Source organism: Mesorhizobium waitakense (assembly GCF_056431085.1).
The window spans coordinates 1-21,509 of record NZ_JBWKME010000116.1 but is presented as its reverse complement, the minus strand read 5'-3'; the positions used below and the strand labels follow the sequence as shown (position 1 = coordinate 21,509).

The following is a 21,509-nucleotide window of genomic DNA, read 5'->3' as shown; positions in this document are numbered from 1 at the left end:
GGCAGTAACCGGCGAATGCGCCAGCGGAGACCTATCTATCGTTGAACAGCGCGATCGCTCAGAATGGCTTTTTCAAACCAATCAGGGACCTGTTCCCGGTTATCAGTGACATTTTCCGGAACATCCCGCCAGAACGCGACAATCGCGTCCGAGAACGCCTGAAACTGGTCATCGCTTACCTTGAGGTTCGTGTAGTCCACGAGGTCCAAAGTCCCTGGCAATCCCGAACCACTCAGCCGATCTTCGAGATATTCAGGATAGGTCGCCTTGAGGTCGTCCAGGGATTTTCCGGAGCCGTGCTTGTAGACGTTGACCACCAGCCGGCACGCATCGAGGGCGTTGAAGTAGTCCGTGCTTCGGATCTTCCAGCCGAAACTCTCCAGGAGGTCGGCAATCTTGCCGAAGTCCGCTGACCAGACTTTTGCAATTGGCGTGTCTCCTTGATGCCAGTGCTGGATTTCGCGCACCAGCCAGTCCCGCAGCTGTTTCTCCCATTCGTGAAACATTCCCGCGATCACACTCAGCCGGGTTTGGTCGCGCATGTCGCTCAGAAGCTGGTAGAACTCGATGCCGGCGTCGTTGGCGGCCTCGTAGAATTCGCTAGGATCGTGCCGGTCGGGGTCAAACCGGTCACTGCTTTGCTCCAGCCACTCCTCCGACGCCTTTTCGGCTTCGGCTTCCATGTTCGAGAATTGTGACAACAGGCGCTTGCGGGCCTGTTCGACGTAAAACTGATGCCCCTTGATTAGGGACAGCCGGTGAGTTCCCCACATTTTAAATAGGACGTAGTTGTTCATGACAGTGTCACGCGTCGGGCCGTAGGGCCGGGATCATTCCGATTCCTCCAGAACCACTGTCGGCGCCAAATCTCCGAAAAGGTCGACCAGGATTTCCCGCAAGCTGCTCCGGGGCACGAACGCTGCACCTGGCACTTCATGATGGTTCTTGCGGACCGGCCGGATTCCGGTCTTGTTGGGCGTCACGCGCCGGGAGTTGGGGAGGTGGTGCAACGCCGCTAGCGGCTGTCCGGGCGCCGCACCAAACCAGAAGAACGGTCCCATGGAGAGGTCGGGTTCAAGACGTATCCAGATCGCGCATCCGCTGGGCTTTTCGGCCAAAGCTCTGGAGAGCGATACGGTGCCGGGTTTCTTCTGCGTGCCGGTCTTGAACTGAATGTGGCGGACGATCTTCCCTCTGGCCATCACCAGATCGTAGCCGTGTGCGTCGAACTCCGATCGGAGGACTTCGACGTCATAAACGCCAAGCCGCCATAGCTCGCGGAGGGCGTCGCCAACGAACACGTGCTCGACGATGCGCTCCCGCAACGTCGAGTAAAGGTAGTTTGATGCGACCGTCGTCATGTCCTATCCGCGGTGCGTGCGAGTTGCGAATATTGTCGCCACAAGAAAGCGGGTTTGCATGTCTTTGTCGCTTTTGGCGGACAATGTCGGGCAATCCGGGGCGACAACAGCTTTCATCGAGGCCGGGGATTTGGGTTTTTGATCGGCTGCATCTTGATAGCCGGCTCGCCCAGGTTTGAGATGCGGGCCATCACTTTCCGACGCTGGGGGCGAGTTAACGGCGCCAGCCGAAGAAAACCCTTCTTCAGGAACCGCTCATTGGTCTGGTTGCGCTTGGCCGAGATTCCACCCGGGCCGAGATGGTCCGCCTGCCTCCGTGCGAGGTCGACCAAATCCAAGGGATTTCGATTTGTCTTAGCAATCCGAATTCGAAGTCCACGATACATTGATACAAGCTCCTTCCATCAATGATAGAGGAGACTATCGCAGATGCCGGCTATTCCGTCGATGATTGGTCCCGGCCTGTCGCTTTCTAAAGCACCGCCTCCATCCGACCCTTAGGGTATCCCGAGTCCCATCATCAACGGCGCCGAAAATGTACGGGAAGCGCCAAAAAACTCGGTCAAAAAAGCAACTTCCTTACACAAATCCTTGCACGCCAATTAAAAGCACGCTAAATCCCATAGTGTAATCAATGAGATGTGAGAAGGCTATTCGGTCTCCAAAACCGCAGGTCGTAGGTTCGAGCCCTGCTGCCCGTGCCATTTCTCGAAATGGCACTCAACGCGATATTTCGCCATTTCTCGAAATGGCCCTCAAAACGATATTTCGCGGCTGGCCTTTGAAAATCGGCGACCCGCTTGCCATATTAGCTCGATTGGGGCATAAGGGCGCCATAGCCGGGACGGAACGACTGGATGGTTCCGAGGCGGTGTTTGGTCATAAAGCGGACACTTGCCACTTGCGTGGATCAAGAATCGGTTTTATGTAGACGAAACAGACACGCGACGCGTGGAGCTGGGAAGCCGGCTTTACGCGTCTGATTTGCATGGGCGAAATGATTGCGCTGATTCGGCGCGAAAACAAGCCCAGGCGGCACGTCCCGGCCAGCGGGATCATCCAGGGGGCCCGGCCAACGGGTCTTGAAGACAGAGCGGCATATGGCTTCGAAAACCACAAATCCTTTCGTCTTTCTCCAGCAGGTTCGCGCGGAGACCGCCAAGGTGACTTGGCCGTCGCGACGCGAAACGATGATCTCGACGGTGATGGTCCTCGCTTTCGCTGTGATCGCGATGATCTTTTTCTTCACCGCCGATCAGCTCATGGGCCTCGCGGTCGAGCAGATTCTTGGCATCGGACGCTAAGTCCGGCGATTACGGAGAAGTCTTGAAATGACTGCGCGGTGGTACATCATCCACGCCTATTCGAACTTTGAAAAAAAGGTCGCCGAGGATATTGAGAACAAGGCCAAGCAGAAGGGCCTTTCCGCCGATATCGAGCAGATCGTGGTGCCGACCGAGAAGGTCGTCGAGGTTCGTCGTGGCCGCAAGGTCGATGCCGAGCGCAAATTCTTCCCGGGCTATGTGCTCCTGAAGGCCAATCTGACCGACGCGGTGTTCTCGCTGGTCAAGAACACGCCGAAGGTCACCGGCTTCCTGGGCGACTCCAAGCCGGTGCCGATCACCGAGGCGGAAGCGCAGCGCATCCTGAACCAGGTGCAGGAAGGCGTCGAGCGGCCGAAGCCTTCAGTCACGTTCGAGATCGGCGAGGCGATCCGCGTTTCGGATGGTCCCTTCGCGTCGTTCAACGGTTTCGTCCAGGAAGTGGACGAGGAGCGGGCGCGGCTCAAGGTGGAAGTTTCGATCTTCGGGCGCGCCGTGCCTGTCGATCTGGAATTCGGACAGGTCGAAAAGGGCTGATCCGAAATCCCGCCGCCAAGCGCGGCAGGGAAGGGCGGCGCGGAGATCGCGCGGTTCTCAAGAACGGTGGGAGACGAATGCGGCTTAGCCGGCCGCATGGATCGCACCACCAGACTGCAACCGCCGGCAAGGCCGGCATAGACAAAGGCAGGAAAAGAGATGGCTAAGAAAATTGCAGGCCAGCTCAAGCTCCAGGTCAAAGCGGGATCGGCCACGCCGTCTCCCCCGATCGGCCCGGCGCTTGGTCAGCGTGGCATCAACATCATGGAGTTCTGCAAGGCGTTCAACGCGCAGACCCAGGAAATGGAAAAGGGATCGCCGATTCCGGTCGTCATCACCTACTACCAGGACAAGTCCTTCACCTTCGTCATGAAGACGCCGCCGGTGAGCTACTTCCTGAAGAAGGCGGCGAACCTGACGTCGGGTTCGAAGGAGCCGGGCAAGATCAAGGCCGGCACGATCGGCCGCGACAAGGTTCGCGCCATCGCCGAGCAGAAGATGAAGGATCTGAACGCAAACGACGTCGAGGCGGCCATGCGCATGGTCGAGGGCTCCGCCCGCTCGATGGGTCTGGAAGTGGTGGGCTAAGATCATGGCAAAGATTGCAAAGCGTGTATCGAAGACCCGCGAAGGCATTGATCCCAACAAGGCTTACGCCCTGGGTGAAGCGCTGAAGCTGCTCAAGGACCGTTCCTCGGTCAAGTTCGACGAGACCGTCGAAGTCGCCATGAACCTCGGCGTCGATCCCCGCCATGCCGACCAGATGGTCCGTGGCGTGGTCAACCTGCCGAACGGCACCGGCCGCTCGGTTCGCGTTGCCGTGTTCGCCCGTGGCGACAAGGCTGACGAAGCTCGCGCCGCTGGCGCCGACATCGTCGGTGCCGAGGATCTGGTCGACATCGTCCAGAAGGGCACGATCGACTTCGATCGCTGCATCGCCACGCCGGACATGATGCCGCTGGTCGGCCGTCTCGGCAAGGTGCTCGGCCCGCGCGGCATGATGCCGAACCCGAAGGTCGGCACCGTCACCACCGACGTTGCCGCCGCTGTCAAGGCATCGAAGGGCGGCGCCGTCGAGTTCCGCGTCGAGAAGGCCGGCATCGTTCATGCCGGTGTCGGCAAGGTCTCGTTCGAGGTCAAGGCCCTGGAAGAGAACATCCGCGCCTTCGCTGACGCGGTGACCAAGGCAAAGCCGACGGGCGCCAAGGGCAACTACGTCAAGAAGGTGTCGGTCACCTCGACGATGGGCCCGGGCCTCAAGCTCGACGTCTCGACGCTCGCGGCGTCCTGATAAGTTTTACCTGGGATCGGCCGTTAAAGGGCTGATCCGCAAAAGAATTCCGGGCCTCCAACCCAGGTTGGCGGCCCGGTGCCGGAAGTCGAAAGGCTTCCGGACATCCTGTCCGAGATTGCAGGCGGCCCAAAAGCCTTAATTCATGTGGGCCTGCATGAGACGGGTGAAGACCGGACAACGGAGCGACTGCTCCAATGAAAGGTTCGAACCGTGTTTGCCTTTTGTCTGCGCATCGTCGGCCTGGCCGTCGATGTGGCGAAAGGGGGCAGGATCCTCGAGCGTCGTTCGGGAGATCCGTTACTGGATGGCCCGGCCGACAAAAGGCAACCCGACGCCTGTCCTCGTCAATGGGATGTTCCCGTTAACAGGATTGGGGTCAACTGGAGATAGGCAGTGGACAGAGCGGAAAAACGCGAACTCGTCACGGGCCTGAACGGTGCGTTCTCGAACGCAGGTTCAGTGGTCGTGGCCCACTACGCCGGTATCACCGTCGCGCAAATGAACGACCTTCGGTCGAAAATGCGCGCCGCCGGTGGCACCGTCAAAGTCGCGAAGAACCGTCTCGCCAAAATCGCTCTTCAGGGCACGGACTCCGCATCGATCATCGACCTGTTCAAGGGACAGACGCTGATTGCTTATTCGGAGGATCCGATTGCGGCGCCGAAGGTCGCGTCCGATTTCGCCAAGGGAAATGACAAGCTCGTCATTCTCGGTGGCGCAATGGGCACCACCTCGCTCAACGCCGACGGTGTGAAGGCACTCGCCACACTTCCGTCGCTCGATGAGCTGCGCGCCAGGCTGGTTGGCATGATCGCCACGCCGGCAACCCGGATCGCCCAGATCGTCAATGCGCCAGCGGCTTCGGTCGCGCGCGTCATCGGCGCTTACGCCCGGAAGGACGAGGCGGCATGAGGCCGTTCCTCGCTATCACAAACACACGTTCGAACCTGATGAAGGAATACAACAATGGCTGATCTCGCAAAGATCGTAGACGACCTTTCGAAGCTGACCGTCCTCGAGGCGGCTGAGCTGTCGAAGCTTCTGGAAGAAAAGTGGGGCGTCTCCGCCGCTGCTCCGGTGGCTGTTGCCGCCGCTGGCGGTGGTGCGGCTGCTGCTGCTCCGGTCGAGGAAAAGACGGAATTCGACGTCGTCCTCACCGAGGCAGGCGCTCAGAAGATCAACGTCATCAAGGAAGTCCGCGCCATCACCGGTCTTGGCCTCAAGGAAGCCAAGGATCTGGTCGAAGCGGCTCCGAAGCCGGTCAAGGAAGGCGTTTCCAAGGCCGACGCTGACAAGTTCAAGGCCCAGCTGGAAGCAGCCGGCGCCAAGGTCGACCTGAAGTAAGCGTAAAAAGCGGCGGACGGCCTCGCGCCGTCCGCCACTCCCTTCGGCTGGAGGGAGCACGCGTAGCGCGAGGCATACGAGAACCTCTTTCCTGAGGGCCGCAAACCGGCCTTCAGGAAACGGGTTTTCTCCCGTTCTAGCCGGCCGCCGACAGGCGCCGGGAAAACAGACAAAGGGTCGCCGCCCAGGTGGCCCAGAATGCAAGGCGAGCCGCGGCGAGGTTCGTCCCGAGTTTAGAGCTAAGGAGCGACGATGGCCCAGACCCAGACTTTCAATGGCCGCAGACGCGTACGCAAGTTCTTCGGAAAGATCCCGGAAGTTGCGGAGATGCCGAACCTGATCGAGGTTCAGAAGGCATCCTATGACCAGTTCCTGATGGTGGCGGAGCCCAAGGGTGGGCGTCCGGACGAGGGACTGCAGGCCGTCTTCAAGTCCGTCTTCCCGATTCAGGATTTTTCCGGCTCCTCGATGCTGGAGTTCGTGAAGTACGAGTTCGAAGGACCGAAATTCGACGTTGACGAATGCCGTCAGCGCGACCTCACCTATGCCGCGCCGCTGAAGGTGACGCTGCGCCTCATCGTGTTCGATATCGACGAGGATACCGGCGCCAAGTCGATCAAGGACATCAAGGAGCAGGATGTCTACATGGGCGACATGCCGCTCATGACCTTGAACGGCACCTTCATCGTCAACGGCACCGAGCGCGTTATCGTCTCGCAGATGCACCGCTCGCCGGGCGTCTTCTTCGACCATGACAAGGGCAAGTCGCACTCGTCGGGCAAGCTTCTATTTGCCGCGCGCGTCATCCCCTATCGCGGCTCGTGGCTCGACATCGAGTTCGATTCCAAGGACGTCGTGCACGCCCGCATCGACCGTCGCCGCAAGATTCCGGTGACGTCGCTTCTGATGGCGCTCGGCATGGATGGCGAAGAGATCCTGTCGACCTTCTACAACAAGATCACGTACAAGCGCGCTGGCGATCACTGGCGCATTCCGTTCAACGTCGAGCGTTTCCGCGGCCTCAAGGCCGTCGGCGACCTGGTCGACGCCGATACGGGCGAAGTTGTTGTCGAAGCCGGCAAGAAGATCACTGCCCGCCAGGCCCGGGCGCTTGGCGAGAAGGGTCTCAAGGCGATCAAGTCGACCGACGAGGATCTGCTCGGCAATTACCTGGCCGAGGACATCGTCAACTACGCCACCGGCGAGATCTTCCTCGAAGCCGGCGACGAGATCGACGACAAGACGCTGAAGGTGCTGCTTGGCACCGGTGAAAACGAGATCAAGGTTCTCGACATCGACCACGTCAATGTCGGCGCCTATATCCGCAACACGCTCAACGTCGACAAGAACGAGAGCCGCCAGGACGCTCTGTTCGACATCTATCGTGTCATGCGCCCCGGCGAGCCGCCGACACTCGAGACCGCCGAAGCCATGTTCAACTCGCTGTTCTTCGACAGCGAGCGCTACGATCTGTCGGCCGTTGGCCGCGTCAAGATGAACATGCGCCTCGAGCTCAAGGCCGAGGACACCGTGCGCGTGCTGCGCAAGGACGACATCCTGGCCGTGGTCAAGACGCTGGTCGAACTGCGTGACGGCAAGGGCGAGATCGACGACATCGACAATCTCGGCAACCGCCGCGTGCGGTCTGTCGGCGAGCTGATGGAAAACCAGTACCGCGTCGGCCTGCTGCGCATGGAGCGCGCGATCAAGGAGCGCATGTCCTCGATCGAGATCGACACGGTGATGCCGCAGGACCTGATCAACGCCAAGCCAGCGGCCGCCGCCGTGCGCGAGTTCTTTGGTTCCTCGCAGCTGTCGCAGTTCATGGACCAGACCAACCCGCTGTCGGAGATCACCCACAAGCGCCGCCTCTCGGCGCTTGGACCGGGCGGTCTGACCCGCGAGCGCGCCGGCTTCGAGGTGCGCGACGTGCACCCGACGCATTACGGCCGCATCTGCCCGATCGAGACGCCGGAAGGCCCGAATATCGGTCTGATCAACTCGCTGGCCACCTTCGCACGCGTCAACAAGTACGGCTTCATCGAGAGCCCGTACCGCAAGATCGTCGACGGCAAGCTGACCAATGACGTCGTCTATCTCTCGGCGATGGAAGAAGCCAAGCACCACGTTGCGCAGGCCAACGCCGAGCTCGACAAGAGTGGTGGCTTCGTCGACGAGTTCGTCATTTGCCGCAGCGCCGGCGAAGTGATGATGGCGCCGCGCGAAAACGTCGACCTGATGGACGTGTCGCCCAAGCAGATGGTTTCGGTGGCCGCGGCCCTGATCCCGTTCCTCGAGAACGACGACGCCAACCGCGCCCTGATGGGCTCGAACATGCAGCGTCAGGCCGTGCCGCTGGTGCGCGCCGAGGCGCCGTTCGTCGGCACCGGTATGGAGCCGATCGTGGCCCGTGACTCGGGCGCCGCCATCGGCGCCCGCCGCGGCGGCATCGTCGACCAGGTGGACGCGACGCGTATCGTCATTCGAGCCACTGAAGATCTCGATCCGGGCAAGTCCGGCGTCGACATCTACCGGCTGATGAAGTTCCAGCGTTCGAACCAGAACACCTGCATCAACCAGCGTCCGCTGGTCCGCATGGGCGACCGGGTCAACAAGGGCGACATCATCGCCGACGGTCCGTCGACCGAGCTCGGTGATCTGGCGCTCGGCCGCAACGTGCTGGTCGCGTTCATGCCGTGGAACGGCTACAACTACGAGGACTCGATCCTCTTGTCCGAGCGCATCGTCGCAGACGATGTCTTCACCTCGATCCACATCGAGGAGTTCGAGGTCATGGCGCGCGATACCAAGCTCGGTCCGGAGGAAATCACGCGCGATATCCCGAACGTCTCGGAAGAAGCGCTGAAGAACCTCGACGAAGCCGGCATCGTCTATATCGGTGCCGAAGTTCAGCCGGGCGATATCCTGGTCGGCAAGATCACGCCGAAGGGCGAAAGCCCGATGACGCCGGAAGAGAAGCTTCTGCGCGCCATCTTCGGCGAAAAGGCATCGGACGTGCGCGACACCTCGATGCGCATGCCTCCGGGCACCTTCGGCACCGTCGTCGAGGTGCGCGTCTTCAATCGCCACGGTGTGGAGAAGGACGAGCGCGCCATGGCGATCGAGCGCGAGGAGATCGAACGCCTCGCCAAGGACCGAGACGACGAGCAAGCCATTCTGGATCGTAACGTCTACGCGCGTCTTTCCGACGTTCTCGTCGGCAAGGATGCGATCGCTGGACCTAAGGGCTTCAAGAAGGGCTCGACGTTGTCCAAGGACACGCTGGACGAGTATCCGCGTTCGCAGTGGTGGCAGTTTGCGGTGGAGAACGAAAAGCTCCAGAGCGAACTCGAAGCCCTGCGTGGCCAGTACGACGATTCCAAGAAGGCGCTTGAACAGCGCTTCATGGACAAGGTCGAGAAGGTCCAGCGCGGCGACGAAATGCCTCCGGGCGTCATGAAGATGGTCAAGGTCTTCGTGGCCGTGAAGCGCAAGATGCAGCCCGGCGACAAGATGGCTGGCCGTCACGGCAACAAGGGCGTCGTGTCGCGGATCGTTCCGGTCGAGGACATGCCTTTCCTCGAGGACGGCACGCATGCCGATATCGTGCTCAACCCGCTGGGTGTGCCGAGCCGCATGAATGTCGGCCAGATCCTGGAAACGCATTTGGGCTGGGCTTGCGCCGGCATGGGCAGGAAGATCGGCGAGCTGATCGACACGTACAAGGCAGCCGGCGACATCAAGCCGCTGCGCAAGACGCTCGAGAGCTTCATGCCGGCCAACGACCGCAACGAGCCGGTTCGCGAATATGACGACGAGAGCATCGTTCGCCTCAGCGAGCAGATGCGCCGCGGCGTCTCGATCGCGACCCCGGTGTTCGACGGCGCGCACGAGGCTGACATCAACATTATGCTGGAGCAGGCGGGCCTGCACACCAGCGGTCAGTCGCAACTCTATGACGGACGCACCGGCGAGCCGTTCGATCGCAAGGTGACGATGGGCTACATCTACATGCTCAAGCTTCACCATCTCGTGGACGACAAGATCCACGCGCGTTCGATCGGTCCGTACTCACTCGTCACCCAGCAGCCGCTGGGCGGCAAGGCACAGTTCGGTGGCCAGCGCTTCGGCGAAATGGAGGTCTGGGCGCTCGAGGCATACGGCGCCGCCTACACGCTGCAGGAAATGCTGACGGTGAAGTCGGACGACGTCGCCGGCCGCACCAAGGTCTACGAGGCGATCGTCCGTGGCGACGACACCTTCGAGGCCGGCATTCCCGAGAGCTTCAACGTTCTCGTCAAGGAAATGCGGTCTCTCGGCCTCAATGTCGAGCTGGAGAACACCAAGCTCGACGACAACCCGGTCCGGCTGCCCGACGCGGCCGAGTAAGGCAATGGCGCGCCGCGGAAAGCCGCGGCGCGCCATGAGCATGATCCCGAAAAGTGGCTACCGGTTTTCGGACAGGATCATGCTCAACCAAGAAGTATTCGACGGCCAGTGGCCGACAAAGACGGCGGGCGTTTGGCTCGCGACTAGATGCAAGGGGTTTTCGAGGACCCCGAAAAGGAGAACGGCATGAACCAAGAGGTCATGAATCTCTTCAATCCCCAGGCGCCGGCACAGGTGTTCGATTCCATCCGGATATCGCTCGCCAGCCCTGAGAAGATTCTGTCCTGGTCGTTCGGCGAGATCAAGAAGCCGGAGACCATCAACTACCGCACCTTCAAGCCGGAGCGTGACGGTCTGTTCTGCGCGCGCATTTTTGGCCCGATCAAGGACTATGAGTGCCTGTGCGGCAAGTACAAGCGTATGAAGTACAAGGGCGTCATCTGCGAGAAGTGCGGCGTCGAAGTCACGCTGTCGCGTGTCCGCCGCGAGCGCATGGGCCATATCGAGCTCGCAGCGCCCGTCGCCCATATCTGGTTCCTGAAGTCGCTGCCGTCGCGCATCGGCACGCTGCTCGACATGACCCTGAAGGACATCGAGCGCGTCCTCTACTTCGAGAACTACATCGTCACCGAACCTGGCCTCACCGCGCTGAAGGAGCACCAGCTGCTCAGCGAGGAAGAGTACATGATCGCCGTCGACGAGTATGGCGAGGATAGCTTCACCGCCATGATCGGCGCCGAGGCCATCCATGACCTTCTGGCCGGCATGGACCTGGAGAAGATCGCCGGCGACCTGCGTACGGAACTGGCTTCGACCACCTCCGAGCTGAAGCAGAAGAAGTATCTGAAGCGGCTCAAGGTCGTCGAGAACTTCATGGAATCCGGCAACCGTCCGGAATGGATGATCATGAAGGTGGTTCCGGTGATCCCGCCGGACCTGCGTCCGCTCGTCCCGCTGGACGGCGGCCGTTTCGCCACCTCGGATCTGAACGATCTCTACCGCCGCGTCATCAACCGCAACAACCGTCTGAAGCGGCTGATCGAGCTGCGCGCCCCCGGCATCATCGTGCGCAATGAAAAGCGCATGCTGCAGGAAGCCGTCGATGCGCTGTTCGACAATGGCCGTCGCGGCCGCGTCATCACCGGCGCCAACAAGCGTCCGCTGAAGTCGCTGTCCGACATGCTCAAGGGCAAGCAGGGCCGGTTCCGTCAGAACCTGCTCGGCAAGCGCGTCGACTATTCCGGCCGCTCGGTCATCGTGACCGGTCCGGAGCTCAAGCTGCACCAGTGCGGCCTGCCGAAGAAGATGGCGCTCGAACTGTTCAAGCCCTTCATCTACGCCCGTCTCGACGCCAAGGGTTACTCCTCGACCGTCAAGCAGGCCAAGAAGCTGGTCGAGAAGGAACGTCCGGAAGTCTGGGATATCCTCGACGAGGTCATCCGCGAGCATCCGGTGCTCTTGAACCGCGCGCCGACGCTGCACCGTCTCGGCATCCAGGCGTTCGAGCCGATCCTGATCGAAGGCAAGGCGATCCAGCTGCACCCGCTGGTCTGCACGGCCTTCAACGCCGACTTCGACGGCGACCAGATGGCCGTTCACGTGCCGCTGTCGCTGGAAGCGCAGCTTGAAGCCCGCGTGCTGATGATGTCGACCAACAACATCCTGCACCCGGCTTCCGGCGCGCCGATCATCGTGCCGTCGCAGGACATGGTTCTGGGTCTCTACTATCTCTCGATCGTCAACCAGAACGAGCCGGGCGAGGGCATGGTGTTTGCCGACATGGGCGAACTCCAGCATGCGCTCGAGACCAAGGCGGTGACGCTGCACTCCAAGATCCGCGGTCGTTTCCGCTCGGTCGATGCCGATGGCAAGGTCGTGTCGAAGATCTACGACACCACCCCTGGCCGCATGATCATCGGCGAGCTTCTGCCGAAGAACGTCAACGTGCCTTACGAGACCGCCAACCAGGAGATGACCAAGAAGAACATCTCCAAGATGATCGACACTGTCTACCGCCACTGCGGTCAGAAGGAGACGGTCATTTTCTGCGATCGCATCATGGCGCTCGGCTTCAGCCATGCCTGCCGTGCCGGCATTTCGTTCGGCAAGGACGACATGCTGATCCCGGATGCTAAGATCAAGCTGGTCTCCGACACCGAGGCTTTGGCCAAGGAATACGAGCAGCAGTACAATGACGGCCTGATCACGCAGGGTGAGAAGTACAACAAGGTCGTCGACGCCTGGGCCAAGTGCTCGGAAAAGGTCGCCGACGAAATGATGGCCCGCATCAAGGCGGTCGAGTTCGAGGACAATGGTCGTCAGAAGCCAATGAACTCGATCTACATGATGTCGCACTCCGGTGCGCGCGGCTCGCCCACCCAGATGCGTCAGCTCGCCGGCATGCGCGGCCTGATGGCCAAGCCGTCGGGTGAAATCATCGAGACGCCGATCATCTCGAACTTCAAGGAAGGCCTGACGGTGCTCGAGTACTTCAACTCGACCCACGGCGCCCGCAAGGGTCTGGCCGACACCGCCTTGAAGACGGCGAACTCGGGCTACCTCACCCGTCGTCTGGTCGACGTGGCGCAGGACTGCATCGTCAACTCCGTGGACTGCGGCACCGACAAGGGCCTCACCATGCAGCCGATCGTCGATGCCGGTCAGGTCGTCGCTTCTGTCGGCCAGCGCGTGCTGGGCCGTACGTCGCTCGACGACATCAACCATCCGGTGTCGGGCGAGGTTCTGGTCAAGGCCGGAACGCTGATGGACGAGCGCGACGTGGAGAAGATCGAAAAGGCCGGCGTCCAGTCGGTCCGCATCCGCTCGGCGCTGACCTGCGAGGTCAGGGTTGGCGTGTGCGCGGTCTGCTACGGACGCGATCTTGCCCGCGGCACCCCGGTCAACCAGGGCGAAGCGGTCGGCGTCATCGCGGCGCAGTCGATCGGCGAGCCGGGCACCCAGCTCACCATGCGTACCTTCCACATGGGCGGCACGGCGCAGGTGGTGGACTCGTCGTTCCTTGAAGCCTCCTACGAGGGCAAGGTCGAAATCCGCAACCGCAACGTGGTGCGCAATTCGGACGGCCAGCAGATGGTCATGGGCCGCAACATGGCGGTGCTGATCCTCGACGAAACCGGCAAGGAGCGCGCCACGCACCGTCTCACCTATGGTTCGCGTATCTTCGTGGACGATGGCGACAAGGTGAAGCGCGGCCAGCGTATCGCCGAGTGGGATCCCTATACCCGCCCGGTCCTCACCGAAATCGAGGGCAGGGTATCGTACGAGGATCTGGTCGACGGCATTTCCGTTCAGGAAACGGCCGACGAGTCGACCGGCATCACCAAGCGTGAGGTCATTGACTGGCGCTCGACGCCACGCGGCAACGACCTCAAGCCGGCGATTGCCATCCAGGACGCCAAGGGCAAGGTCGGCAAGCTGTCGAAGGGCGGCGACGCCCGCTTCCTGCTCTCGGTCGAGGCCATTCTTTCGGTCGAGCCGGGTGCGCAGGTTCGCCCCGGCGACGTGCTGGCGCGTATCCCGATGGAAAGCGCCAAGACCAAGGACATCACCGGCGGTCTGCCGCGTGTTGCCGAACTGTTCGAGGCACGCCGTCCGAAGGATCACGCCATCATCGCCGAGATCGATGGCACGATCCGCTTCGGCCGCGACTACAAGAACAAGCGTCGCATCATCATCGAGCCGCATGACTCGACGCTTGAGCCGGTCGAATACCTGATCCCGAAGGGCAAGCCGTTCCATCTCCAGGACGGCGATGTCATCGAGAAGGGCGACTACATCCTCGACGGCAATCCTGCGCCGCACGACATCCTGGCGATCAAGGGCGTGGAGGCACTTGCTTCCTACCTCGTCAACGAGATCCAGGAAGTCTACCGTCTGCAGGGCGTGTCGATCAACGACAAGCACATCGAGGTGATCGTTCGCCAGATGCTGCAGAAGGTCGAGATCACCACGCAGGGCGACTCGACCTACATTCCGGGCGACCACGTCGACGTGATCGAGCTGGAAGAGGTCAACGAGCGTCTGATCGAGGACGGCAAGAAGCCGGCCGAAGGTCAGCCGGTGCTGCTCGGCATCACCAAGGCATCGCTGCAGACGCCGTCCTTTATCTCGGCCGCCTCCTTCCAGGAGACGACCAGGGTGCTGACGGAAGCTGCGGTTGCCGGCAAGACCGACATGCTGCAGGGGCTGAAGGAAAACGTCATCGTCGGCCGGCTTATCCCGGCCGGTACCGGCGGCACGATGAGCCAGATACGGCGCATCGCCACCTCGCGCGACGAACTGATCATCGACGAGCGCCGCAAGGCCTCCGGTGTGGAAGTCGCCGAGCCGATGCTGGCCGACATGACAACCGCCGCGCAGTAAGCGCGGCGGCCAGACAAAAAGATTGAGCGGTTCATTGTTTCGGTGAACCGCTCAAGGAATCTCAGGCAACAGGGCCGTCGGGGCAACCCGGCGGCTTTTTTGTTTGTGCGAGGCTTTTGTGCTTTGAATTGGATCGGAGAACAAAACGATGAGCAAAAAGACTTGGGCTTCTGTCGACGACTACATCATCGACGCTCTGTTCGAGGCGGATCCGGCGCTCGATGCAGTTCTGGCAACCAACCACGACCAAGGCCTGCCGGCGATCGACGTGTCGCCGGCGCAAGGCAAGCTGCTCTCGCTTCTGGCGCGAATGCAGGGAGCCAGGACGGTGCTCGAAATCGGCACGCTGGGCGGTTATTCGACCATCTGGCTGGCACGGGGCCTGCCCGCCAACGGCAAGATCGTGACGCTTGAACTTGATCCGCACCACGCCAGGGTCGCGCGCTCGAACTTCGAACGGGCAGGCGTGTCGGAACGGGTAGAACTGCGGGTCGGGCCGGCCTTGGAATCACTTGCCGCGTTGAGTACCGAGGATGCCGGGCCGTTCGACCTCATCTTCATCGATGCCGACAAGCCAAACAACCCGCACTATCTGTCCTGGGCCATGCGCCTGTCACGTCCAGGGACCGTCATCGTCTGCGACAATGTCATTCGTGACGGCGCGGTACTCGATGACGACGGCCATGACGCCAACGTCGAAGGCGCACGGGCGGCGTTTTCCTTCATCGGGAGCGATAAGCGATTGGACGGCACCGCCGTCCAGACTGTCGGCGCCAAGGGCTATGACGGCTTTGCAATCGCTATCGTGGATTGACGGTGCTCAATCGAAAAACGCCTCGACCACATTACGCTTGCCCAGCATGAAGGCGTCGGCGACATGCTGGAGCGGAGCGAGGTTGACGTCTGAGGCTCCGGCGCGCACGATCTCGGCAAAGCGCTTGTAGAGCATCGGGTATTCCGCTTCCGGCTCGTCATGGACGATGCTGCCGTCGATGGCGAGTTTCGAGCCGCCGCCTGAAAGCACCATCGCGCCCTTGTCGGTGTCGGCGACGATGTCCCAGCTTTGTGGGCCCGTCTGCAGCCAGTCGAGTTCCATAGTCACCGGCAATCCATTCGAGGTGCGGAAGGTGACCTGTGCCGCGACCGGCGCGGCGCGGTTTTCGGGAAAATCGAGCACGGCCGAGGTGATGAACATCGGTGGCAGGATATGGGTCACGATCGACAGCGCGTTGATGCCGGGATCGAAGACGCCGAACCCGCCGGGAGCCCAGATCCATTCCTGGTTCGGGTGCCAGCGACGCACGTCCTCCTTCCAGTTGATGGCGGCGGACTTGATCTTGGCCGAACTCAGGAAGGCACGCGCGGCCTCGACCGCCGGCGCATAACGCGAATGCCAGCTGGCAAACAGCGAGACGCCGTTCTTCACCGCCAACGCCTTGAGGTTCTCGACCTCGCTGACAGTGGCGCCGGGCGGCTTCTCCAGGAAGACGTGCTTTTTCGCTTCCAGCGCCGTGCGCGCGGCGTCGTAGCGAAACTGCGGCGGCATGCAGAGCGATACGGCCTCAAGCTCCGGCACTGCGTCGAGCATGGCTTCGATATCAGGAAAATTCGGAATGCCGTCGACCTTGCCATGCCGGCTGGCGGCGGCGATGAGGCGATAGTCCTGGTCCTTCGCCAGGGCCGGCAGGTGTTGGTCGCGGACGATCTTGCCGACGCCGACGATGCCAATCTTGATGGGCTGGGACACGGCCGCTCCGTCTGTTGAATGATGGTGGTGGCTTCTTATCAGAACACTTGTCCCCGACAAGCCGAAGCCGGCGAGCCGACGCCGAAAAGTCAGCCCCAGCTTTCCTCGAACGGCAAGGTCAATTTTCCACCCGCCAGGAAGGCCTCGATCGCCGGTTCGAAAGGCGAGGGGTCGAGGCTGTTCGCAGCCAGCCATTCGTCGGAATAATAGGTGTTGGCATAGCGATCGCCGGAATCGCAGATCAGCGTCACCAGCGAACCCGCCCTTCCTTCCTCGATCATGCGCGCGGCCTGAAAGCACATGGCGATGAAGTTGGTGCCGGTTGAGCCGCCGACTCGGCGGCCGAGCCGTCGCGACAACACCCGCATCGCCGCCAGCGACACCGCGTCCGGCACCCGCAGCATATGATCGATGACGCCAGGCACGAAGGACGGCTCCATGCGCGGCCGGCCGATCCCCTCTATCCGCGACGGCTGTTCGCAGCGGCAATTGCGATCATGCGTAGCAAAACCGTCGAAGAAGGCCGAGCGCTCGACGTCGGCAACCGACAGCCGCGTCGCATGCTGCTTGTAGCGCAGGAAGCGGCCGATCGTGGCGGTCGTGCCGCCGGTGCCGGCGCTCATCACGATCCAGGCCGGAACCGGATGCCGCTCCTCGCGCATCTGCCCGAAGATCGATTCGGCGATGTTGTTGTTGCCGCGCCAGTCGGTGGCGCGCTCGGCGTGGGTGAACTGGTCCATGAAATGGCCGCCTAGTTTCGCCGCGAGTTCGGCCGATTCGGCATAGATGCGCCTGCCGTCGTCGATGAAATGGCAGTTGCCGCCATAGTGCTCGATCGCGGCGATCTTTTCGCGCGAGGTCGAGCGCGGCATCACCGCATAGAACGGCACCCCGATCATACGGGCAAAGTACGCTTCCGATACCGCGGTCGAACCCGACGACGCTTCGATCACCGGCGCGCCTTCGCGGATCAGGCCATTGCACAGCGCATAAAGGAACAGCGAGCGCGCCAGCCGGTGCTTCAGGCTGCCGGTCGGATGGGTGGATTCGTCCTTGAGATAGAGATCGATGCCGGCCAGTGCCGGTAGATCGAGCTTCCACAGATGCGTGTCGGCCGAGCGGCGCTGATCGGCCTCGATCGCCGCGACGGCCTGGTCGGCCCAGGTTCGGGACGCAGGTCCAACCGCTTTTGCTCCGGCCATCGTTAGCGCCCCCGATTCAGATCGGCACGTCGAAAGTAACGATCGACACTTCGCCTTCGAGCGCGCCCTGAAAGGCGGAAAGATGAGGCTCATCGTCGGGTGCGCCGTCCATGTCGCCGATCTGGTCGAGTTCGGCCTCGGCGTAACCTTCCGCCGCAAGCGATTCGAGCGCCCGGCGCACCGCCGAATCGTCGTCGGGGGCGACCAGCATCACATGCACGCCTTCCGGCTTGCCGCCCTTTTTCTTCCACACCCGGCCGGTGATGATGGTGACCGGGCGCTCTTCATTGTCGTTCACGGGCCGATTCCTCTTGGCAGATTGCGGGCGGGCGAGGGGATTTTCACTGCTCATGCGGCCTTTTCGCATGAAGCAGGGCCGTGCAACAGCGCAAAGCCGGTCACTTTCTTCCTCGCCCTTGCAAAATTGCGAAAGAAAATTACATGCGTTTTTCGCATGGCTGCCGAGCCTTGGTTGGCGCGCAATATTTGGCGCTCCGGGCTTGACGGTTCGCGGTCTTACGAGTAGAAGCCGCCCAGTCAGAACCGATGTGAGGCTCTCCCTTCCGAAGCGACACGCTTTGGAGTTTGCCTCAAACAGGGTTCGTTTTACGAGCGAAAAGACATTTCCGGCGTGCACGAAGCGGTTCCGCTTCCTCTGCCATTTGTTCGGGCAAAGACCGCGAGGCGCGGTTTGTGGCCCGAATTTGCGTATGGAAATGACGCTTTGAGCGGCCCTGACCGGGCGAGACACGGAATTGAGAGACAAGAGGGTTTAATGCCTACCGTCAACCAGCTGATCCGCAAGCCGCGCATTGCGCCGGTGAAGCGCAACAAGGTCCCGGCCATGCAGCAGAACCCGCAGAAGCGGGGCGTCTGCACGCGCGTCTATACAACGACGCCGAAGAAGCCGAACTCGGCGCTGCGCAAGGTGGCCAAGATCCGCCTGACCAATGGTTTTGAAGTGATCGGGTACATCCCCGGCGAAGGTCACAACCTTCAGGAACACTCCGTGGTCATGATCCGCGGCGGCCGCGTCAAGGATCTTCCGGGCGTTCGCTACCACATCATCCGCGGCGTGCTCGACACGCAGGGTGTGAAGAACCGCAAGCAGCGCCGTTCGAAGTACGGCGCCAAGCGTCCGAAGTGACCGAAGCGTAGCGAAGGTCATCCCGGGCAAGCGTCCGGGATCAAGGCCACCACGCATAATTGAGGCAGAGAAAAAATGTCGCGTCGTCACAGTGCAGAAAAGCGTGAGATCAATCCGGACCCGAAGTTCGGCGATCTGATCGTCACCAAGTTCATGAACGCCGTCATGTATGACGGCAAGAAGTCGGTTGCCGAGACCATCGTCTACGGCGCGCTCGACCAGGTTCAGTCGAAGACCAAGCAGGAGCCGGTCACCGTCTTCCATCAGGCGCTCGACAATGTCGCGCCGCATGTGGAAGTGCGTTCGCGTCGTGTCGGCGGCGCCACCTACCAGGTTCCGGTCGACGTGCGCCCCGAGCGCCGCCAGGCTCTGGCCATTCGTTGGCTGATCGCCGCGGCCCGCAACCGCAACGAGACCACCATGGTCGACCGCCTCTCCGGCGAGCTGATGGACGCGGCCAACAACCGCGGCACCGCCGTCAAGAAGCGTGAAGACACCCACAAGATGGCTGAAGCCAACCGCGCTTTCGCGCACTACCGCTGGTAAAGCGCGTACGAGACTGAGAGGCAGCTACGATGGCCCGCGAATACAAAATCGAAGACTACCGCAATTTCGGTATCATGGCGCATATTGACGCCGGCAAGACGACGACCACCGAGCGCGTCCTCTATTACACGGGCAAGTCGCACAAGATCGGCGAAGTCCACGACGGCGCTGCCACGATGGATTGGATGGAGCAGGAGCAGGAGCGCGGCATCACCATCACGTCCGCCGCGACCACGACCTTCTGGAAGGGTCGCAGCGGCAAGATGTACCGCTTCAACATCATCGACACCCCCGGACACGTCGACTTCACCATCGAAGTCGAGCGTTCGCTGCGCGTGCTCGACGGCGCCATTGCGCTGCTCGACGCCAACGCCGGTGTCGAGCCGCAGACGGAAACCGTCTGGCGCCAGGCCGACAAGTATCGCGTTCCGCGCATGATCTTCTGCAACAAGATGGACAAGATCGGCGCCGACTTCTACCGCTCGGTCGAGATGATCGGTTCGCGCCTCGGTGCGCATGCCGTCGTCATGCAGCTGCCGATCGGTGCCGAGACCGAGTTCAAGGGCGTTGTCGACCTCGTCGAGATGAACGCGCTTGTCTGGCGCGACGAGACGCTGGGCGCTGCCTGGGACGTCGTCGAGATCCCGGCCGACCTCAAGGCTCGTGCCGAGGAATACCGTGAGAAGATGATCGAAGCCGCCGTCGAAATGGACGAGACGGCACTCGAGAACTACCTCGAAGGCAAGATGCCGTCGAATGACGAGATCCGCGCGCTGATCCGCAAGGGCACCATCGCGGTGAAGTTCTACCCGATGTTCTGCGGCTCGGCATTCAAGAACAAGGGCGTGCAGCCGCTGCTCGATGCCGTCGTCGAATATCTGCCGTCGCCGGCCGATGTTCCGGCCATCAAGGGCGTCGATGCCAAGACCGACGCCGAGATCGAGCGTCACGCCGACGACAACGAGCCGCTGTCGATGCTCGCCTTCAAGATCATGAACGACCCGTTCGTCGGTTCGCTCACCTTTGCCCGCATCTATTCGGGCAAGCTCACCAAGGGCATCTCGGTCGACAACACCGTGAAGGGCAAGAAGGAACGCATCGGCCGCATGCTGCAGATGCATGCCAACTCGCGCGCCGACGTCGAAGAGGCTTTCGCCGGCGACATCGTCGCTCTGGCTGGCCTCAAGGACACCACCACTGGCGATACGCTGAGCGATCCGCTGCATCCGGTCATCCTCGAGCGCATGGAATTCCCCGATCCGGTCATCCAGATCGCGATCGAGCCGAAGACCAAGAACGACCAGGAAAAGATGGGCCTCGCCCTTCACCGCCTGGCCGCCGAGGATCCGTCCTTCCGCGTCAAGACCGACGAGGAAAGCGGCCAGACCATCATTTCGGGCATGGGCGAGCTTCACCTCGACATCATCGTCGACCGCATGCGTCGCGAGTTCAAGGTCGAGGCCAATGTCGGTGCGCCGCAGGTGGCCTATCGCGAGACGATCACCCGCAGGCACGAGCAGGACTACACGCACAAGAAGCAGACCGGCGGTACCGGTCAGTTCGCCCGCGTCAAGATCGTCTTCGAGCCGAATCCGGACAGCAGCGAATTCGAGTTCGAAACCAAGATCGTCGGCGGTGCGGTTCCGAAGGAATACATCCCCGGTGTCGAAAAGGGCATCAACAGCGTCATGACTTCGGGTCCGTTCGCGGGCTTCCCGATGATCGGCGTCAAGGCGACGCTGATCGACGGCGCTTACCACGATGTCGACTCCAGCGTCCTGGCCTTCGAAATCGCCGGCCGCGCTTGCTTCCGTGAAGCTGCACCCAAGCTTGGCGTGCAGTTGCTCGAGCCGATCATGAAGGTCGAAGTGGTGACGCCGGAAGACTACGTCGGCAGCGTCATCGGCGATCTGAACGGCCGTCGCGGCCAGATCCAGGGCCAGGAAGCACGTGGCGTGGCAGTGGTCATCAACGCGATGGTGCCGCTCGCCAACATGTTCAAGTACGTCGACAACCTGCGCTCGATGAGCCAGGGCCGCGCGGCCTACACGATGCAGTTCGATCACTACGAGCCTGTGCCGACCGCGGTCGCCCAGGAAGTTCAGAAGAAATACGCGTAACTCGAACGGGTTGCAGCAGTAACTTAATTCAAGGCCCGCACGGGCGAGCAGGATTGGAGACATCACATGGCAAAAGGTAAATTCGAGCGTAACAAGCCTCATGTGAACATCGGCACG

The 21,509-nt window shown here is 61.5% G+C and carries 18 protein-coding genes; 12 read left to right on the top strand and 6 right to left on the bottom strand.

Annotated elements, in window-relative coordinates; translation table 11 throughout:
• Window positions 1–35: 35 nt before the first annotated feature.
• From AC07FD_RS25045 to AC07FD_RS25035, 3 genes are all read right to left on the bottom strand, one after another.
• On the bottom strand, window positions 36–797 hold the full coding sequence (locus tag AC07FD_RS25045) for a hypothetical protein (RefSeq protein WP_478352018.1): 762 nt from the start codon (window positions 795–797) through the stop codon (window positions 36–38).
• A 33-nt stretch (window positions 798–830) separates the two neighbouring features.
• Window positions 831–1,361 (bottom strand): hypothetical protein, encoded by a 531-nt coding sequence (locus tag AC07FD_RS25040; protein ID WP_477266967.1) that lies wholly within the window; start codon window positions 1,359–1,361, stop codon window positions 831–833.
• 113 nt (window positions 1,362–1,474) lie between these two features.
• On the bottom strand, window positions 1,475–1,699 hold the full coding sequence (locus tag AC07FD_RS25035; protein ID WP_478352017.1) for a hypothetical protein: 225 nt from the start codon (window positions 1,697–1,699) through the stop codon (window positions 1,475–1,477).
• Window positions 1,700–2,461: 762 nt separating this feature from the next.
• Here AC07FD_RS25035 and secE point away from each other — a divergent pair.
• The 9 genes from secE to AC07FD_RS24990 all read left to right on the top strand — a co-directional run bounded on the left by secE (window position 2,462) and on the right by AC07FD_RS24990 (window position 15,444).
• Window positions 2,462–2,665: a preprotein translocase subunit SecE gene (gene secE, locus AC07FD_RS25030; RefSeq protein ID WP_013531408.1), complete on the top strand. Its 204-nt coding sequence runs from the start codon at window positions 2,462–2,464 to the stop codon at window positions 2,663–2,665.
• A 27-nt stretch (window positions 2,666–2,692) separates the two neighbouring features.
• Window positions 2,693–3,220 carry a transcription termination/antitermination protein NusG gene (gene nusG, locus AC07FD_RS25025; protein WP_478352016.1) on the top strand — a complete coding sequence of 176 codons (528 nt, stop codon included), beginning with the start codon at window positions 2,693–2,695 and terminating at the stop codon, window positions 3,218–3,220.
• Between the two features lie 159 nt (window positions 3,221–3,379).
• Complete coding sequence (gene rplK, locus AC07FD_RS25020) at window positions 3,380–3,808, top strand: 50S ribosomal protein L11 (protein ID WP_006333334.1); 429 nt, start codon at window positions 3,380–3,382, stop codon at window positions 3,806–3,808.
• A 4-nt stretch (window positions 3,809–3,812) separates the two neighbouring features.
• Entirely contained in the window at window positions 3,813–4,511 is a 699-nt protein-coding gene (rplA, locus tag AC07FD_RS25015) for a 50S ribosomal protein L1 (protein WP_095089662.1), read from the top strand.
• A gap of 396 nt (window positions 4,512–4,907) precedes the next feature.
• Window positions 4,908–5,426: a 50S ribosomal protein L10 gene (gene rplJ, locus AC07FD_RS25010; protein WP_095089664.1), complete on the top strand. Its 519-nt coding sequence runs from the start codon at window positions 4,908–4,910 to the stop codon at window positions 5,424–5,426.
• A 54-nt stretch (window positions 5,427–5,480) separates the two neighbouring features.
• A complete protein-coding gene (gene rplL / locus AC07FD_RS25005) occupies window positions 5,481–5,858 on the top strand; it encodes a 50S ribosomal protein L7/L12 (RefSeq protein ID WP_023762907.1) in 378 nt (125 codons plus the stop codon).
• A 252-nt stretch (window positions 5,859–6,110) separates the two neighbouring features.
• On the top strand, window positions 6,111–10,247 hold the full coding sequence (rpoB, locus tag AC07FD_RS25000) for a DNA-directed RNA polymerase subunit beta (RefSeq protein WP_478352015.1): 4,137 nt from the start codon (window positions 6,111–6,113) through the stop codon (window positions 10,245–10,247).
• A gap of 186 nt (window positions 10,248–10,433) precedes the next feature.
• Window positions 10,434–14,630, top strand: coding sequence for a DNA-directed RNA polymerase subunit beta' (gene rpoC, locus AC07FD_RS24995; protein WP_095089695.1), 4,197 nt, complete (start codon window positions 10,434–10,436; stop codon window positions 14,628–14,630).
• 148 nt (window positions 14,631–14,778) lie between these two features.
• The gene (locus AC07FD_RS24990; RefSeq protein WP_478352014.1) at window positions 14,779–15,444 is read left to right on the top strand and encodes an O-methyltransferase; all 666 of its coding nucleotides are present in this window, start codon (window positions 14,779–14,781) and stop codon (window positions 15,442–15,444) included.
• 6 nt (window positions 15,445–15,450) lie between these two features.
• Here the strand turns inward: AC07FD_RS24990 and AC07FD_RS24985 are convergent, their stop codons facing one another.
• The 3 genes from AC07FD_RS24985 to AC07FD_RS24975 form a co-directional block, all read right to left on the bottom strand.
• Window positions 15,451–16,377, bottom strand: a complete 927-nt coding sequence (locus AC07FD_RS24985; protein ID WP_478352013.1) for a Gfo/Idh/MocA family protein — start codon at window positions 16,375–16,377, stop codon at window positions 15,451–15,453.
• An 89-nt stretch (window positions 16,378–16,466) separates the two neighbouring features.
• A complete protein-coding gene (locus AC07FD_RS24980) occupies window positions 16,467–17,579 on the bottom strand; it encodes a PLP-dependent cysteine synthase family protein (protein ID WP_478352012.1) in 1,113 nt (370 codons plus the stop codon).
• Between the two features lie 16 nt (window positions 17,580–17,595).
• The gene (locus AC07FD_RS24975; protein WP_095089673.1) at window positions 17,596–17,877 is read right to left on the bottom strand and encodes a transcriptional regulator; all 282 of its coding nucleotides are present in this window, start codon (window positions 17,875–17,877) and stop codon (window positions 17,596–17,598) included.
• Between the two features lie 477 nt (window positions 17,878–18,354).
• Here AC07FD_RS24975 and rpsL point away from each other — a divergent pair, with 477 nt between their 5' ends.
• The 3 genes from rpsL to fusA all read left to right on the top strand — a co-directional run bounded on the left by rpsL (window position 18,355) and on the right by fusA (window position 21,392).
• On the top strand, window positions 18,355–18,726 hold the full coding sequence (gene rpsL / locus AC07FD_RS24970; RefSeq protein ID WP_006333356.1) for a 30S ribosomal protein S12: 372 nt from the start codon (window positions 18,355–18,357) through the stop codon (window positions 18,724–18,726).
• A 75-nt stretch (window positions 18,727–18,801) separates the two neighbouring features.
• The gene (gene rpsG / locus AC07FD_RS24965; protein ID WP_008875664.1) at window positions 18,802–19,272 is read left to right on the top strand and encodes a 30S ribosomal protein S7; all 471 of its coding nucleotides are present in this window, start codon (window positions 18,802–18,804) and stop codon (window positions 19,270–19,272) included.
• 29 nt (window positions 19,273–19,301) lie between these two features.
• Window positions 19,302–21,392 (top strand): elongation factor G, encoded by a 2,091-nt coding sequence (fusA, locus tag AC07FD_RS24960; protein ID WP_095089675.1) that lies wholly within the window; start codon window positions 19,302–19,304, stop codon window positions 21,390–21,392.
• The last annotated feature ends 117 nt before the right edge of the window (window positions 21,393–21,509 follow it).

Coding starts and splice junctions, on each gene's coding strand:
- fusA (WP_095089675.1), top strand. CDS start 19,302: ATGGCCCGCGAATACAAAATCGAAGACTACCGCAATTTCGGTATCATG.
- nusG (WP_478352016.1), top strand. CDS start 2,693: ATGACTGCGCGGTGGTACATCATCCACGCCTATTCGAACTTTGAAAAA.
- rpoB (WP_478352015.1), top strand. CDS start 6,111: ATGGCCCAGACCCAGACTTTCAATGGCCGCAGACGCGTACGCAAGTTC.
- AC07FD_RS24990 (WP_478352014.1), top strand. CDS start 14,779: ATGAGCAAAAAGACTTGGGCTTCTGTCGACGACTACATCATCGACGCT.
- rplK (WP_006333334.1), top strand. CDS start 3,380: ATGGCTAAGAAAATTGCAGGCCAGCTCAAGCTCCAGGTCAAAGCGGGA.
- rpoC (WP_095089695.1), top strand. CDS start 10,434: ATGAACCAAGAGGTCATGAATCTCTTCAATCCCCAGGCGCCGGCACAG.
- AC07FD_RS24980 (WP_478352012.1), bottom strand. CDS start 17,579: ATGGCCGGAGCAAAAGCGGTTGGACCTGCGTCCCGAACCTGGGCCGAC.
- AC07FD_RS25045 (WP_478352018.1), bottom strand. CDS start 797: ATGAACAACTACGTCCTATTTAAAATGTGGGGAACTCACCGGCTGTCC.
- secE (WP_013531408.1), top strand. CDS start 2,462: ATGGCTTCGAAAACCACAAATCCTTTCGTCTTTCTCCAGCAGGTTCGC.
- rplA (WP_095089662.1), top strand. CDS start 3,813: ATGGCAAAGATTGCAAAGCGTGTATCGAAGACCCGCGAAGGCATTGAT.
- AC07FD_RS25040 (WP_477266967.1), bottom strand. CDS start 1,361: ATGACGACGGTCGCATCAAACTACCTTTACTCGACGTTGCGGGAGCGC.
- rpsG (WP_008875664.1), top strand. CDS start 18,802: ATGTCGCGTCGTCACAGTGCAGAAAAGCGTGAGATCAATCCGGACCCG.
- rplL (WP_023762907.1), top strand. CDS start 5,481: ATGGCTGATCTCGCAAAGATCGTAGACGACCTTTCGAAGCTGACCGTC.
- rpsL (WP_006333356.1), top strand. CDS start 18,355: ATGCCTACCGTCAACCAGCTGATCCGCAAGCCGCGCATTGCGCCGGTG.